Source organism: Puniceibacterium antarcticum (assembly GCF_002760615.1).
Lineage (GTDB): Bacteria > Pseudomonadota > Alphaproteobacteria > Rhodobacterales > Rhodobacteraceae > Puniceibacterium > Puniceibacterium antarcticum.
This window is the reverse complement of the sequence record NZ_AWWI01000064.1, coordinates 63,135-77,499: the sequence shown is the minus strand read 5'-3', so window position 1 is coordinate 77,499 and position 14,365 is coordinate 63,135. Positions and strand designations below refer to the sequence as shown.

The window sequence follows — 14,365 nt, the reverse complement described above, 5'->3', positions numbered from 1 at the left end:
CAGCCGTGGCCGTGCCTGTTGTCAGGACACAGCCACGTTGACAGGGCGCGAGGGCGCTGTTACGCGACCGCCCTTATCTGTAAAGGGGCAAGCACGATGGCACGAGGCCGCAAGGGGCGCGATATTTCCGGTTGGCTGGTGGTGGACAAGCCTGCGGGCCTCACCTCGACCACCGTGGTGAACAAGGTACGCTGGGCGCTGGATGCCAAGAAGGCGGGCCATGCGGGCACACTAGACCCCGATGCGACCGGTGTTCTGGCTGTGGCACTGGGCGAGGCGACCAAGACGGTGCCCTATATCACCGACGCACTGAAGGCTTATGAGTTCACGATCCGGCTCGGGGTTTCCACAAACACCGACGATGCCGAGGGAGAAGAGCTGAAGACCTCAGATCTGCGCCCGTCAGATGACGAGATCAAAGAGGCGCTGCACGGTTTTGTCGGCGATATCCAGCAGGTGCCGCCGCAGTTTTCCGCAGTCAAGATCGACGGCGAACGCGCCTATAAACGCGCACGCGACGGCGAGACGATGGAGATTGCCGCGCGCGATCTCTATGTCGATTCCCTGATCATGATGGGGCGTCCTGATGCGGATCACGTGACGCTGGAAATGGTCTGCGGCAAGGGCGGTTATGTACGTTCCATCGCGCGGGACCTTGGCGAAAAACTGGGCTGCTTTGGTCATGTACGCGAATTACGCCGGACCTGGTCGGGCCCGTTCGATGCCGCAGACGGTATCAGTTTGGAAGAAGTCGAGCGGTTGGCGCGCACACCTGAACTTGATGCCTATGTGCAGCCGCTTGAAGTGGGGCTGGCTGATCTTCCGCAGGTGCCTTGCGGCGCCGAGGCCGCTGCAAAGCTGCGCAATGGCAACCCGGGCATGGTGATCAGTGCGAGCGTCGAATACGGCGATGAGTGCTGGGCGGCTCTGGATGGGCGCGCTGTCGCTGTTGGCATCTACAAGGGCGGAGAGCTGCACCCGGTGCGGGTGTTCGCAGCACCGGTCTGATCCGGCCGCCAGTGATCACCCGCGCGCATATGGATGACGCCACCCGGTCAGAGGCGCTCTATAGCCCGTGCGAACGCTACCGCTATGGGTTGTCTCGGATCTGGGACGATGCTGGCGGTCTGGTGCTGTTCGTGATGCTCAACCCATCGACCGCGACGGAACTGCGCAACGATCCCACAATCGAACGCTGTGAGCGGCGCACCCGCGCCATGGGGTTTGGCGGTTTCCGGATTGCCAACCTCTTTGGTCTTAGGGCGACCCGGCCAGCTGAGCTGAAGGCGGCAGAGGATCCCGTGGGGGTGGGCAATGATGAAATCCTTTACCTTTGGGGGCAGGGGGCTGAGATGACGATTGCCGCCTGGGGTGTGCATGGTGCCTATCTTGGGCAGGGCCGCCGCATGGCGCGGGAATTGCCGCAGTTGTGGCATCTTGGGTTGACCAAACACGGACATCCGCGCCATCCGCTTTATGTGCCCTATGCAACCGGGCCAGAGTTCTGGCCGCAAGAAAAGCGATATCCTGATGACTGAGACCTCAAAGGACGACAAGCTGGCCAAAGACACCGAGCGCTTGGCCAATGCAATGGAATCCGTCTTGCAGCTGAAGTTCGTGCGGCTGCATGACAATATGCTGAAACTGGTCTGGTTTCAGTTTTTGCGCGGGCTCGCCTTCGGTCTGGGCGGTGTGATCGGTGGCGGCGCGCTGGTGTCGGTGGTGGTTGTGGTGCTGAGCCAGGTGGAGTTCATCCCTGTGCTGGGCGATTTTGCCACCCAGATTATTCAGGAAATCTCGGTCGATTCGAGCCGTGATGCGATGATCCCTGAGCAGTGAGCCAGAGGGAGGATTTCCGGGCCGATCTTTTTCCTTTTCCTCAGCATGGAATCAAACTATAGGCGTGCATCCGTCCAAGATTGGGCGGAGCCTCCACGGGCCCTGCTGGACGACATCCCGGCCTGCGCCATCATACCAACCTTTCAAAGGAGACCCCGATGTCGATTACACCCGAAGAAAAAGCCCGCCTGATCAAAGAATTTGCGACCAAAGAAGGCGACACAGGGTCGTCCGAAGTTCAGGTTGCTATCCTGACCTCGCGCATCTCGACCCTGACCGAGCACTTCAAGACCCATAAGAAGGACAACCACTCGCGTCGTGGTCTTCTGATGATGGTCGCACAGCGCCGCAAGTTGCTGGATTACACCAAGTCGAAGGATGAGGCCCGTTACCAGGACCTGATCAAGCGTCTGAACATCCGCCGCTAAGCGCACCGCTTCAAGGCACTTCTGCAACGCCCGCCGGTTCCGGCGGGCGTTTTGCATTTGGGGCCGTTTCAGGGATCACTCTTTGAGCTCGGCTCGATCTGACCCTCGCGCGCCATCCGGCGGGCGAGCAGCCAGACGCCAAGCGCCCAAGCCGCACCCAGCGTCCAGCCCGCCAGCACGTCTGAGGGCCAGTGCACCCCCAGATAGACCCGGCTGACGCCGACAAGCATTGCCAGTATGGCTGCAACAGAGATGTAGAAGGCCCGCATGCGCAACTGCGATTCCGTGCGGGCCAGCATGACCGCAAGAGTGAGGTAGGTCACCGCCGCCATCATCGAATGGCCCGAGGGGAACGACGCGGTCACCACATCGACACTATGTGGCACCAGATCGGGGCGTGGGCGCGAAAAGCCGGATTTCGTGAGGTGTGACAGCCCCTGTCCGCCCAGAATCGCGATGGCGAGGAAGGCCGCCGAGGCGCGTTGTCGGCGCAGGACCAGAAAGGTCAGTACCGAAAGGGAAATCAGCGTCAGAACCGTGACCCCGCCAAGCGCGGTGATGTCGCGCATCGCCACCTCGACCTGCGGGCCGCCGATGGGGTTTGTCGGGTCCCCCGCTGTGCGCAGTGCCAGCAGCAGCGTTTCGTCAAAGGCGTGCAAATCACCCTCGAGCATTTCGGACGCCAGCGCGACAAAGGCCCAGAGCGCGCCGGCAATCAGCAGGATGACGACCAGTGTCATCGTCTCGACACGTCGGGTCAGATCGGTGAGGGCGGCGGGAAAGCGCATTTGAGGTCCTGTCGGTCAATTCAGACTTATGATTTGGCGCCAAAGGTCCATGACAGGACGGCCGGTGTCAACGCGACCTTAAAGCGTCCCGCCTTAAACTTGGATCGCTTCTTCGCTGTCTGCCGGCTGCGCCTGCAACGCGAAAAGCGATGAGTGTGTCTCAGGTTAAAGGCGGGACGCTATAGGTACCACCGTAGAATTTCGACATATGGCTTGACCCCAAAAGTCTCATGAAATATTGAGCGGAGTCATAGAGCGGGCGTTGTGTAATGGTAAGACCTCAGCCTTCCAAGCTGATGACACGGGTTCGATTCCCGTCGCCCGCTCCATTGGACCCGTGACGAGGCCAAATTTTTCAACATCTTTCGGTACTTGCGTCCCCTTCCGGTGCACATCGCAGCACACACGGGGCACACATGGGTCTAATCTTGAAGTACATCGAGAAAACGAAATCGGGCAGCTGGCAGTATCGGCGCAGGGTGCCCAAGGACGTCGCAGCGGTGATCACGAAGCGGGAGTTCAAGCGCAAGCTTGGTGATTCTCAGCGGGAGGCAGTCGCCGCCTACGCCCGCTGTCATGCCGAGGTGGAGCGGGAGATTGCAGAAGCCAAGCGGGGCCGGGTTCGGTCGGAGCTGGCCAAAAGCGCCAAAGCATCCGAGCGTGAAGCCTATGCAGAAGCCCTGCGGTGGCGGGCTGAACTGGTTGCCTCTCAGGAAGACTTGGAAATTACTGCAGACAACCTCGCGGATGCATATCCTCAAGATTATAACGGGCCTATCGGTGTCCCTCCACTGGACCGCTACAAAATCAACCTGCTGCGAAATGCTCCGGGCAAGATCAAGGTTCCTGAACCGACCCTCGGGGATGCACTGAAGCTGTACCTCAAGGAGCACCTGAATGAGGGCAGCCCGGAGACCGACAGTCGTACCGTAGGCCTTGCGCGGCGGGTCATTCATGCCGCCATCAGCGCAATGGGTCGTGACCCCATGCTGTCCGCCATCACCAGAGAGGATGCGCGGACGGTGCGGGACGAAATGCTTGACCGGGTGAAGGTCAGGGGGAGAGGGGTTGGCGGGAAAGTCAGCGCTGCAACGGTGTCGCGGGAACTGACGATCATCGCGGCAATCATAAACTTTGCCAAGGTGGAGTTTGGATTGGGCGATGTCGTTCAAAACCCGTTCAGCCGCCTGCCGGTGGAACGTGTGGCAAAGGGTCAGGGCCGAAAGGCTTCGGAGAAGAGAGACCCACTGCCAAAAGCTGTGCTGATGCAGACGCGGAACCGGGTGATAGCCAATGGCTCAAAATCGCTGGCCCTGATTTGGCGGCTGGTCGAGGGTACAGGCTGTCGGATTGCAGAGGTCACGGGGCTGCGGGTTGAGGATGTGAAGGTTGGGGGCGATCTGCCGCACATCCGTATTGAGCCGCATGGATTACGTGGTCTGAAAACCGAGACCTCTCGCCGTCAGGTTCCCCTTGTGGGTGATGCTTTGGCTGCTGCCAAAGAGGCGCTTGAGGTCGCGCCAGATGCCCTAATGCTGTTCCCCGAGTATGGTCGTATCCGGGGCGCCGATGCAGCCTCCGCTGCGCTGATGAAGCACCTGCGGCGTATCTCCACGGACGAAAAGCACGTCATACATTCCCTGCGCCACAACATGAAAGACAGGCTAGTGTTGGTCGAAGCCGCATCCCTTGACCAGAACCTGATACTGGGTCACGCGCTGGGCGGAGTCGGTGATCGCGTCTATGGGGGCGAGGTTGCCAAGCTGCGGGCCACAACACGAGTCATGAAGCGGGCTTTCGGCTTGGAAGACTGAGGCAAGGCGCCCCGGCGAGTTCCCCCGCCGGGTAGCCTGTGGCGCTGCCGTTAGTGTCGCCGTATGCGCTTCTCTGCCTTACGCGCCCCGGCATAGGCCAGCCGGTCAGCCCGTTCGTTGAACTCGCTGCCGCTGTGGCCTCGGACCCATTGCCATTCCACGTTGCGCCCTTTTGCTGCCGCCTCAAGGCGGTCCCATAGGTCGGGATTTTCCGGGGACGAGCCGTCACTCTTCTTCCAGCCCTTGGCCTTCCAGCCTGCCAGCCATCCGTTCATGGCGTTCGGAATGAGGTTGGCATCGCACCGGACGGTGATCGGTTCGGCGGTGACGCTGCCGAGGCGTTCAAGGGCAGTACAGGCGGCGGTCATCTCCATCCTGATGTTGGTGGTGATGACTGTTTCATAGCCGTTGAACTCACGTTCCTTGATGATGTTGCCGCTGTCATCCCTGCGCAGGATGACGACGCCAAAGCCCCCGTAGCCGGGGTTCCCGATGCACGAACCATCCGTATAAATCTCAATCCGGGTCTGACTTACTTCGGGCTGGTCACCGGGCGCTGTCGGGCTGTTCTGGTCTGCGTTGGTGGGTGTGGTGTTCGTTGTCATGTCAGTTCTTTCTGGTAAAAATGGGCAATGTGTCCCCGCCCGCTTGAGCGGGGCTGGTGGGCTGCATCGGTTGGTTGAGGGGTTCGGATTGCGCTGGGCGCGGGGGTGCCACTGACGAGCGCTGGGAGTGCTGTACGAGCGCCGCCATCGGCACCGAAATCACATCAATGATGTGTTCCTATGAGGGATGTGTTCAGGGGTCAGAAGTCATGCTTGGTCGTGCCCGTTTCGGGTTCCCTTAGGGGTTCCCAACAGGCGCTGTGGTTCTCCTCGCTGCCAAATTCGTCCTGTGGGCTGAACAGGTACTCCGCCATGGCTCGAAGCTTGTATGTTCCCACAGCACGTTCCAGCGCTTCGGCGGCGATCTGTTCATCCTGCCAAGGGCAGATTTGATATCGGTCACCAGCTTCACAATAGCCGCCTCCCGTTCTGCATCTGTCATCTCTGGTCGATCTTTCATGTCTGGTTCGATATCCTTTTGATCACGCCACCACTCGCCTGTGACTTTCGCCCCCGCAGCCTGCATCACAGTCCACCGCTTGCGCATCCGGTCGACGGTCGCGGCCCCAACGCCTGCGGCCCGTGCGACTGCGAGAACAGTGATGCGCCTTCCCGGCAGTCTGACCAATTGCCATGCGGCATTCATCCGCTCTCTCTTAGTCAGTGGCAGGCTCTCCCGCGTGTTAGCCTTGACGGCTTCCAGCATGGCCCCGGTGCGGTCCCCCTGAAAGACAACCGCTTTGATGCCCTGTTGTCTGCTCTTGGCATTGGCGTATGCCGCAAGCCGGTGATGGCCATCGAGTAGGATGATGCGACCAGTGGGAAGGCCTTCGGCCGCTGTCTCTTCCCAGACCAACACCGGGTCGAGGTCGCCCACGGTCCGCAGGGTTTGGGTCAGCCCCCGAACGTGTGCCTTGTCGGTGCCCGCCTGGCGGAACTGAAAAGCTTGGTCGGCTGTGATCTCGCGGGGAGTGATATAGCGTAGGGCGCGGGTCTGGCTCACTTGGGGCTGGGCACCGCTGGCTTGCGTTTGGGTCTTCATGGGGGTTTCCTTTGTCAGACGTGAAAAAGCCCCCTCCGGTGGCCGGAAGGGGCTGTTGTGTCTGAGTTGTGGGATAATGGCCGGGGGCTATCGCCTCCACGAAAGTCATTGATCGCCCAACAGGACATGGGCGCGCCAAGAGTTTCGCATCAGGCTGCCCCGGAAATGTCCTTCCCGCGCTTCCTCAACCGCGCCAGCGTAGAGCGGGAGCACCCCGTAGCAGCTATGATGCTCGCCCAACTCTGGCCGTTGTCGAGCATGGCTGCCAAAGCTGCATTCCGTTTGGCGTCTTCGGGTCTTCCGCGATAGACGCCGCCAGCCTTGGCCTGCTCAATCCCCTGCCGCTGTCTGCGTCTCCGGTCATCATAGTCCTTGCGGGCGATGGCTGCGAGCATGTCCAGCATCATGCCGTTGATTGCATCCAGCATTCGCGCGGTGAACTCGTCGGCTTCGGGTTGCATTAACTGGTGGGAGGTCGGCAGGTCGAGAGCCACCACGCGGACGCGCTTGGCCCCGATCACGGACTTTAGCTTGTCCCAGTCCTTGGCATTCAAGCGACTCAAGCGGTCCACCTGTTCGACCAACAGCACGTCACCTGTCTGGCAATCTGCAATCAGGCGCATCAACTCGGGTCGCTCCAGTTTTGCACCGCTTTCGTTCTCCACGTAATAGGATGCGATCTTGGTCCCTCGCACAGAGACGAAGTGTTCGAGGTCAGTGCGGGCGCGGTCGGCGTCTTGGTCTTTGGTTGATGCTCGGAGATAAGCGCGGATGAACATGGCTGGGCACCTTTGGTTCTATTTAGGTGGTTCTCTTATCGTTAGTTCGCTTTGGGTTTTCAATTGGCATTTATCGAACCGCCTCGAGTCCGGTTCTCTTGAAGTACACCCTAAAAGTCGCCTTAACACGCCGCCCCTTATCCCTGCCGCATCCCTGCCGCCGGGACCTTCACGGCTTAGGTCATCAACGGGAGCTTCCCGCCAAAGAAGCAAACTACGGCCTAGCTGGTGATCTTGGGTACCTCCACGGGGGAGCCTGCCGGGGCCATATATATCATCTCGGGGCTACAGAATTTTGTGGTGAAATATTCCGAGCATCGCCCACTTCTGGTCCTGTAAGGTGAACTCTCAACAGCCAACGGGGCCCTGCCGTAGTAACTGTGGGGCAAGTTCGCTTTTCGTAGACGTTAAAACTGGCCAAGCAACTGGCGATGGAGAGAGGCTCGGAGATGAAGTTCACATTGGATACTAACTGCATAATCGACGTTGCAGAGAAACGCAGCATGGCAGTGCACGTATTGAGCTTGCTCGCTACCGCTAAGAAGGGTGCAGTTGAGGTTGCGCTAGTCGCTTCTAGTGCTTCTGAACGGCAGGAGGGCGACGGATATCTTTCCTCACTAAATACGTTCGACGAGCGCAGAAATGCGCTGGGGTTTGGAAATTTGCCATTGCTCCCATCAATTGGCCGCTTCGACATAAGCTTCTTTGACCATTGCCTCATGGGTAGCGACGAGACCATTGCAGTTGAGCATTCGATTTATCGCGCCCTATTCCCCAACTCGCCGCCAGAATGGACCGAGTATGCCGCCGCAAAGGGCTATGAAGGGGACGATCTTACGTCCAAGGGATATGCCCGATGGCGCAACCAGCTTCTTGATGTACAGGCATTCTGGGCGCATCGCCATGCCGGTTATGATGTTTTTGTAACCAGCGACAAAAGGTTCCGAGTCCTCGAAGGACATAACGACTTCCCGGAAGCAGTGGTCCGTAATCCCGAAGAGGCAGTCAAACTAATTGAGGGCAGCGCTTTTTCAGTAACTGGTGCATGAGACGGAGTTACCCAAGCGGTTACAGTTCGTTGTGGTGGTGCGTGGTGTATATGTCGGCGAAATTACCATTGGTGGTGGCTGGTAGGATTGCCCTCGAAAGTCAAAAGACGGCATCCGGCCATCAGACCTCCCGCATTGGTAAGACATGTAATACCATGTTACTGGACCCGGTAAAATGTCGGCAATCAGCCCCCCGGATTTACTGTAACTATCCAAAACTTGGTATGGCCCATTGCAGCTGGTTGCCGCCGACTTAAGGCAGCCTTCGGATGACCGGCTGCACTTCGCAGTGCTTATGGTGGCCCCTGATGGTCCCGCAACCGTGGAAGTAGTTGGCTCCACACATGAAGCGAGAGCGCCCAAGGCAATTAACCCAACCACAAGACCCTGTTTCTTCATTCTGTCCGTCCCCACCAATTACTCAGCAAACGTGGCGCAGTGGATACGACCTGTCAAATCGTCCTTGCGTCGGCAAGTAGTCGGGCACATGATTGTGGTACAAAAGTGCGGCACGTCAGGCACACAAGAGCGGCACGTCAGGCACACACAGAAAAATCCGCCGGAAGAAAGAGGAGCGGCAAGTAGCTGAAAATGTTTGAGAAGTGTCGGGGCCGTTGAGGTTCGATTTAAGCGCCTGTAGCCCGTCGCCCGCTCCAATTTATCCCCTTATCAACCGTTTGCCGCGCGTTTGTGCATCTGCACGGGCGCGTCTTCTGACGGCGATTGATTGATCTGCAGCTGCGTGCGCACTTTGGGCAGGCTTTCCGCATGTTCGCGCTGCAGCCATTCCAGCATCTTTTCGCGCACTTCGCAGCGCAGCTCCCAGGCGATGGGGGAATTGCGCGCGCTCATCAGGGCGCGGATGGTGATGCTGTCGCGGTCGGTTTCAATCAGTTGCAGGTTCACCACCTTTTTGTCCCAGCGGGAGGAGCCGCGCACGATCTCTTCTAGCTTTTCGCGGATTTCGGCCACGGGGGCGGTGTAGTCGAGATGCCAGGTCACCGCGCCGATGATCGAGCCACTTTCGCGGGTCCAGTTTTCGAACGGCTTTTCAATGAAATAGCTCAGCGGCACCACAAGGCGGCGCCAGTCCCAGATGCGCACAACGACGTAGGTCGAGGTGATTTCCTCGATCCAGCCCCATTCGCCTTCGACGATGACGACGTCGTCGATGCGGATCGGCTGGGTCAGGGCGATCTGGATGCCGGCCATGAGGTTGGCCAGCACGGGCCGGGCGGCAAAGCCGAGCACAAGGCCGGCCGCACCCGCAGAGGCAAAGAGCGAAACGCCGAACTGGCGCACAGCGTCAAAGCTGGACAGGACCAGCGCGGCGGTCAGCAGGATGATCAACAGCCGCCCGATGCGCTGGATCATGCGCACCTGCGTGGCCTGTTTGCGCAAGGAGAGGTTATCTTCGGTGTCTTCGGGCAGGCGGCCCAGAAAGCGCTGGCAGGCGACATCCAGTGCCACGGTGAAGATCCAGCCGATGATCACCATCAGCGTGGCGGTGGCGCCCTGGGTCAGGCCCGCGCTCCAGACCTCGGGGAGGCCCGCGACATTGACCAGCAGCAGCGACACCAGCATCAGGATCAGCAGGCGGCTGGGACGGCGCAGGCGGGGCAGGACGGTAAAGACCAGACCGCTGCGACCGTGGCAAAAGCGGCGCACCGGACGCCAGAGCACGGCATGCAGGGTCAGGGCGATGACAAGGCCGATGCTGACGATCAGCCAGGGCCAGAGCGGGGCGGGCACGTAGGTTTCGAACACGCCGATGGCCTGTTCCATGTCCTGCATGACCTGTCCGACATCTTGGACGGGGTCCATGTAAAACCTCTTTCCGGGTTGCTTGGGTCTGAGCTAGGCACGCCGCGCCCAATCCCTAGGAAACCGGCGGTCCTGAGGCGGAGTGTTTCGGCGGACGCTGAATTTTTCCGCAGTGCAGCGTACCCATGTCGCCACAGCAGGCAGCTGACAAAGGCGTTTGGTCCACGTCTGGGAGGGGGTGATCGTGGCCAGTATCCCCATTTTGCGTCTTTTTTTGGCAGAGTCGGGCAGGGCGCGGCAATGCGGCGCTTGACCATGGCGGCCTGAGTGGTGAAACACGGGGGGCACCGATATCAGGAGGGGTCATGGCCCGAGAGACCGCACCGACCACGGGTCACGACGAACGCCAGAAATCGAAACGGCTGGGATCGCTTGGCAGCCTCTGGCCCTTTATGCTGCCCTACAGCAGGCTTGTGATCCTGGCGCTGATGGCGCTGGTCCTGACCGCCTGTGTGTCGCTGATCCTGCCGCTGGCTGTGCGCCGGGTGGTGGACAATTTCGAGGATGGCAGCGGCGCGCTGCTCAACCAGTATTTCGGCGCGGCGCTGGCGATTGCCGCGTTGCTCGCTGTGGGGACGGCGCTGCGGTATGCGCTGGTCACGCGGCTGGGCGAGCGGGTTGTTGCCGACATCCGCAAGGCGGTGTTCGACCGCGTTATCGGCCTCTCGCCGGTGTTTTACGAAAAGATCATGACCGGCGAAGTGCTGAGCCGGATCACCACCGACACCACCCTGATCCTGAGCGTGATCGGGTCGTCCGTGTCCATCGCGCTGCGCAATATCCTGATCTTTGCGGGCGGTCTGGTGCTGATGCTGTTCACCTCGTGGAAGCTGACGCTGATGGTGCTGCTGATCGTGCCCGCCGTGGTGGTGCCGATCCTCACGCTGGGGCGCAAGCTGCGCAAGCTGAGCCGCGAAAATCAGGACTGGATTGCGGCCTCGTCTGGCAATGCGTCCGAGGCGCTGAGTTCGGTGCAGACGGTGCAGGCGTTCACGCATGAGACTATTTCGCGTGCGGCCTTTGGCGATGTGACCGAGAAAAGCTTTGACGCGGCGCGGCGTCGGATCTGGACGCGGGCGCTGATGACGGCGATCGTGATTTTCCTCGTGTTCACGGGGATTGTCGGGGTGCTGTGGATCGGGGCCTGGGATGTGCGCGCCGGGTCAATGACGCCGGGGTCGCTGGTGCAGTTCGTGATCTATGCGGTGATGGTGGCCGGGTCGGTCGCCGCCCTGTCCGAAGTCATCGGTGAATTGCAGCGCGCGGCGGGGGCGACCGAACGTCTGGTCGAGCTGCTGCAGACCGAGGATCCGGTGACGGACCCGGAGTCGCCTGCGGTGCTGCCGAACCCGGTGCGGGGCGAGATTGCGTTCGACAACGTGAGCTTTGCCTATCCGGCGCGGCCCGGTGTGGCGGCGCTGGACGGGATCGATTTGCAGATCCGCGCGGGCGAGACCGTGGCGCTGGTCGGCCCGTCGGGGGCGGGCAAGACCACGATCATCCAGCTGATCCAGCGGTTCTATGACCCGGACCAAGGCGCAATCCGCATGGATGGCATGTCGCTGGCCGATCTGGAGCGCGACGCCTTTCGCAAGCATATCGCGCTGGTGCCGCAGGACCCGGTGATCTTTGCCGCCTCGGCCCGCGAAAATATCCGCTTTGGCCGTCCTGACGCCACGGACGCCGAGATTGAGGCGGCAGCAGAGGCCGCAGCGGCGTCTGAATTCATCGACCGGCTGCCCGAGGGGTATGACACCTGGCTGGGGGAACGCGGTGTGATGCTGTCGGGCGGGCAGAAGCAGCGCATCGCCATTGCACGCGCCATCCTGCGCGATGCGCCGGTGCTGCTGCTGGACGAGGCGACCAGCGCGCTGGACGCCGAAAGCGAACGGGCGGTGCAGCGTGCCGTGGACAAGCTGTCGCGCGACCGCACCACGATCATTGTGGCGCACCGTCTGGCGACGGTGAAAAAGGCCGACCGGATTGTCGTGCTGGATCAGGGGCGGATCGTCGCCATGGGCGCGCATGATGCGCTGGTGTCCGAAGGCGGGCTGTATGCGCGGCTGGCCCGGTTGCAGTTCACCGACGGGATCGCGGCAGAGTAACTCTGGCGTGGGAGGGGGCGCTGCCCCCGTCACCCTGAAGGGTGACTCCCCCGGGATATTTTGAGACAGGTGAAACCGGAAGAGCCCGACGTTGCGTCAGAGTTTTGATGCCGCAGCGTCGGGCGGGCTTGCGTCGCGGCGCGTTCCTCGGGAAACTGAGGCAACGCGATGGCCCGGGAGAGGCCGGAAGTTAAGGAGGAGACGGCTGATGGGCTTTGCATCCATGGCAGACCGGAATGCGCTAGAGGCAGAGATGCCGTGGCAGGACAGGGATCTGCCCAAGACACTTTTTGGATTGCTGAGCCGCACGACGGGGACCTTTCCGGATCGCCCGGCGGTCAGCTATCAGATCTTTTCGGGACCCAAGGACAAGGCCGAGACCCTGCGCTGGTCGCAGCTTCTGGACCGGGTGACGCAGGCGGCGAACCTGTTTCGCGAACTGGGAATCGGTGAGACGGATGTGGTGGCCTATGCGCTGCCCAACTGCAACGAGACGACCGTGGCCCTGCTGGGCGCGATGGTGGCGGGGATCGCCAATCCGATCAATCCGCTGCTTGAGCCCGAACAGATCGCGTCGATCCTGCGCGAGACCAAGGCCAAGGTTGTCGTCACGCTGAAGCCGTTCCCCAAGACCGACGTGGCGCAGAAGGTGCACGAGGCCTGCCGCCATGCGCCGGGGGTGAAGACGGTGCTTGAGGTGGACCTCAACCGCTATCTGACGCCGCCGAAGTCGTGGATCGTGCCGTTTCTGCGGCCCAAGCTGCGGGGCGCCGACCATGTGGATGTGAAATGTTTCCGTCGGGAATGCGCGCGCCAGCCGAAGATTCTGCAGTTCGAGGATGTGCAGAAAGACCGGGTGGCGGCCTATTTCCACACCGGGGGCACGACGGGCATGCCCAAGGTGGCGCAGCACACCTATAGCGGCATGATCTACAACGGCTGGCTGGGGCATACATTGCTGTTCAGCGAGCAGGACAACATCATCTGCCCGCTGCCGCTGTTTCATGTCTTTGCGGTGCATGTGATCCTGATGGCATCGCTGTCTTCGGGGGCGCATGTGGTGTTTCCCACGCCGCAGGGCTATCGCGGCGAGGGGGTGTTCGACAATTTCTGGAAGCTGATCGAGCGCTGGAAGATCACCTTTGTGATCACCGTTCCAACGGCGCTGTCGGCGCTGATGCAGCGTCCGGTGGATGCGGATGTGTCGTCGGTCAAGACAGCGTTTTCGGGGTCTGCGCCGCTGCCGCTTGAGCTGTTCCGGCGGTTCGAAGAGGCGACGGGGGTGTCCATCGTCGAAGGCTATGGTCTGACAGAGGCGACCTGTCTGGTGTCAGTCAATCCGGTCGAGGGGGTGAAAAAGGTCGGATCCATCGGGATTCCGATGCCCTATACGGATGTCAAGATTCTGCGGGTGGTGGATGGTCAGCCTGTTGAATGCGGCGTGGATGAGGTCGGGGAGATCTGTATTTCGAACCCCGGGGTCTATGCGGGGCATACCTATACCGAGGCGGACAAGAACCGGGATCTGTTCCATTACGGCACGCATCTGCGCACCGGCGATCTGGGGCGTGTCGATGGGGACGGATACCTCTGGATCACCGGGAGGGCCAAGGATCTGATCATCCGGGGCGGGCATAACATCGACCCCGCCGAGATCGAAGAGGCGCTGCTGGGGCATCCGGCGGTGGCCTTTGCCGGGGCCATCGGTCAGCCCGATGCCCATGCCGGAGAGCTGCCCTGTGCCTATGTGGAGCTGGTGAGCGGCAGCACCGTGAGCGAGGCAGAGCTGCTGGAGTACGCCCGGGTGCACGTGCATGAACGCGCGGCGCAGCCAAAGCACATGACCATTCTGGACGAACTGCCCAAGACGGCGGTGGGCAAGGTGTTCAAGCCGGATCTGCGCAAGATGGCGATCACCCGGGTGTATAACGGCGCGCTTGCCGAGGCGGAGTGCGCGGCGCGGGTCGTGTCGGTGGTGGATGACAATAAGCGCGGGCTTGTGGCGAAACTGGCGGCAAATGGTGCGGACGAGGCGCAGGTTTCGGCCGTGCTGGGCGCATTCACCCGGCCTTGGGACTGGCTGAAGTAACTT

General features: G+C 60.9%; 13 protein-coding genes and 1 tRNA gene. 9 read left to right on the top strand and 5 right to left on the bottom strand.

The window, feature by feature from the left end; translation table 11 throughout:
- The first annotated feature begins 96 nt into the window (after nucleotides 1–96).
- The 4 genes from truB (at nucleotide 97) to rpsO (ending at nucleotide 2,267) form a co-directional block, all read left to right on the top strand.
- Nucleotides 97–1,008, top strand: a complete 912-nt coding sequence (gene truB, locus P775_RS09765; protein ID WP_099910818.1) for a tRNA pseudouridine(55) synthase TruB — start codon at nucleotides 97–99, stop codon at nucleotides 1,006–1,008.
- Between the two features lie 29 nt (nucleotides 1,009–1,037).
- Nucleotides 1,038–1,538 (top strand): DUF1643 domain-containing protein, encoded by a 501-nt coding sequence (locus P775_RS09760; RefSeq protein ID WP_099910873.1) that lies wholly within the window; start codon nucleotides 1,038–1,040, stop codon nucleotides 1,536–1,538.
- Nucleotides 1,531–1,839, top strand: coding sequence for a DUF5665 domain-containing protein (locus tag P775_RS09755; protein WP_099910817.1), 309 nt, complete (start codon nucleotides 1,531–1,533; stop codon nucleotides 1,837–1,839). The genes P775_RS09760 and P775_RS09755 overlap by 8 nt, the downstream gene beginning before the upstream one ends.
- Before the next feature lie 158 nt (nucleotides 1,840–1,997).
- The gene (rpsO, locus tag P775_RS09750) at nucleotides 1,998–2,267 is read left to right on the top strand and encodes a 30S ribosomal protein S15 (RefSeq protein ID WP_099910816.1); all 270 of its coding nucleotides are present in this window, start codon (nucleotides 1,998–2,000) and stop codon (nucleotides 2,265–2,267) included.
- A gap of 68 nt (nucleotides 2,268–2,335) precedes the next feature.
- Here rpsO and P775_RS09745 read toward each other — a convergent pair whose 3' ends face one another.
- Nucleotides 2,336–3,055 carry a phosphatase PAP2 family protein gene (locus tag P775_RS09745; RefSeq protein WP_245875621.1) on the bottom strand — a complete coding sequence of 240 codons (720 nt, stop codon included), beginning with the start codon at nucleotides 3,053–3,055 and terminating at the stop codon, nucleotides 2,336–2,338.
- 255 nt (nucleotides 3,056–3,310) lie between these two features.
- Between P775_RS09745 and P775_RS09740 the strand changes: the two genes are divergently transcribed.
- Both P775_RS09740 and P775_RS09735 read left to right on the top strand, forming a co-directional pair.
- Nucleotides 3,311–3,384 (top strand) — tRNA-Gly (locus tag P775_RS09740).
- An 87-nt stretch (nucleotides 3,385–3,471) separates the two neighbouring features.
- The gene (locus tag P775_RS09735; protein ID WP_099910815.1) at nucleotides 3,472–4,869 is read left to right on the top strand and encodes a tyrosine-type recombinase/integrase; all 1,398 of its coding nucleotides are present in this window, start codon (nucleotides 3,472–3,474) and stop codon (nucleotides 4,867–4,869) included.
- A gap of 50 nt (nucleotides 4,870–4,919) precedes the next feature.
- Here the strand turns inward: P775_RS09735 and P775_RS09730 are convergent, their stop codons facing one another.
- The 3 genes from P775_RS09730 to P775_RS09720 form a co-directional block, all read right to left on the bottom strand.
- Nucleotides 4,920–5,474: a ribonuclease H family protein gene (locus P775_RS09730; protein ID WP_099910814.1), complete on the bottom strand. Its 555-nt coding sequence runs from the start codon at nucleotides 5,472–5,474 to the stop codon at nucleotides 4,920–4,922.
- 238 nt (nucleotides 5,475–5,712) lie between these two features.
- Nucleotides 5,713–6,516, bottom strand: coding sequence for a ParB N-terminal domain-containing protein (locus tag P775_RS09725; protein ID WP_099910813.1), 804 nt, complete (start codon nucleotides 6,514–6,516; stop codon nucleotides 5,713–5,715).
- Between the two features lie 149 nt (nucleotides 6,517–6,665).
- Nucleotides 6,666–7,295 (bottom strand): recombinase family protein, encoded by a 630-nt coding sequence (locus P775_RS09720; protein WP_099910812.1) that lies wholly within the window; start codon nucleotides 7,293–7,295, stop codon nucleotides 6,666–6,668.
- Between the two features lie 449 nt (nucleotides 7,296–7,744).
- Between P775_RS09720 and P775_RS09715 the strand changes: the two genes are divergently transcribed.
- On the top strand, nucleotides 7,745–8,344 hold the full coding sequence (locus P775_RS09715) for a hypothetical protein (RefSeq protein WP_143520861.1): 600 nt from the start codon (nucleotides 7,745–7,747) through the stop codon (nucleotides 8,342–8,344).
- A 669-nt stretch (nucleotides 8,345–9,013) separates the two neighbouring features.
- Here the strand turns inward: P775_RS09715 and P775_RS09705 are convergent.
- Nucleotides 9,014–10,168: a mechanosensitive ion channel family protein gene (locus P775_RS09705; protein WP_099910809.1), complete on the bottom strand. Its 1,155-nt coding sequence runs from the start codon at nucleotides 10,166–10,168 to the stop codon at nucleotides 9,014–9,016.
- A gap of 305 nt (nucleotides 10,169–10,473) precedes the next feature.
- Between P775_RS09705 and P775_RS09700 the strand changes: the two genes are divergently transcribed.
- Together P775_RS09700 and P775_RS09695 are read left to right on the top strand one after the other, a co-directional pair.
- Complete coding sequence (locus P775_RS09700) at nucleotides 10,474–12,273, top strand: ABC transporter transmembrane domain-containing protein (protein ID WP_099910808.1); 1,800 nt, start codon at nucleotides 10,474–10,476, stop codon at nucleotides 12,271–12,273.
- Between the two features lie 208 nt (nucleotides 12,274–12,481).
- Complete coding sequence (locus P775_RS09695) at nucleotides 12,482–14,362, top strand: acyl-CoA synthetase (protein WP_099910807.1); 1,881 nt, start codon at nucleotides 12,482–12,484, stop codon at nucleotides 14,360–14,362.
- The last annotated feature ends 3 nt before the right edge of the window (nucleotides 14,363–14,365 follow it).

What these genes read in the sequence shown, in the direction of transcription:
- P775_RS09715 (WP_143520861.1), top strand. Translation starts at nt 7,745, where the DNA reads ATGAAGTTCACATTGGATACTAACTGCATAATCGACGTTGCAGAGAAA.
- P775_RS09735 (WP_099910815.1), top strand. Translation starts at nt 3,472, where the DNA reads ATGGGTCTAATCTTGAAGTACATCGAGAAAACGAAATCGGGCAGCTGG.
- rpsO (WP_099910816.1), top strand. Translation starts at nt 1,998, where the DNA reads ATGTCGATTACACCCGAAGAAAAAGCCCGCCTGATCAAAGAATTTGCG.
- P775_RS09720 (WP_099910812.1), bottom strand. Translation starts at nt 7,295, where the DNA reads ATGTTCATCCGCGCTTATCTCCGAGCATCAACCAAAGACCAAGACGCC.
- P775_RS09755 (WP_099910817.1), top strand. Translation starts at nt 1,531, where the DNA reads ATGACTGAGACCTCAAAGGACGACAAGCTGGCCAAAGACACCGAGCGC.
- P775_RS09760 (WP_099910873.1), top strand. Translation starts at nt 1,038, where the DNA reads ATGGATGACGCCACCCGGTCAGAGGCGCTCTATAGCCCGTGCGAACGC.
- P775_RS09745 (WP_245875621.1), bottom strand. Translation starts at nt 3,055, where the DNA reads ATGCGCTTTCCCGCCGCCCTCACCGATCTGACCCGACGTGTCGAGACG.
- P775_RS09695 (WP_099910807.1), top strand. Translation starts at nt 12,482, where the DNA reads ATGGGCTTTGCATCCATGGCAGACCGGAATGCGCTAGAGGCAGAGATG.
- P775_RS09700 (WP_099910808.1), top strand. Translation starts at nt 10,474, where the DNA reads ATGGCCCGAGAGACCGCACCGACCACGGGTCACGACGAACGCCAGAAA.
- P775_RS09730 (WP_099910814.1), bottom strand. Translation starts at nt 5,474, where the DNA reads ATGACAACGAACACCACACCCACCAACGCAGACCAGAACAGCCCGACA.
- P775_RS09705 (WP_099910809.1), bottom strand. Translation starts at nt 10,168, where the DNA reads ATGGACCCCGTCCAAGATGTCGGACAGGTCATGCAGGACATGGAACAG.
- truB (WP_099910818.1), top strand. Translation starts at nt 97, where the DNA reads ATGGCACGAGGCCGCAAGGGGCGCGATATTTCCGGTTGGCTGGTGGTG.
- P775_RS09725 (WP_099910813.1), bottom strand. Translation starts at nt 6,516, where the DNA reads ATGAAGACCCAAACGCAAGCCAGCGGTGCCCAGCCCCAAGTGAGCCAG.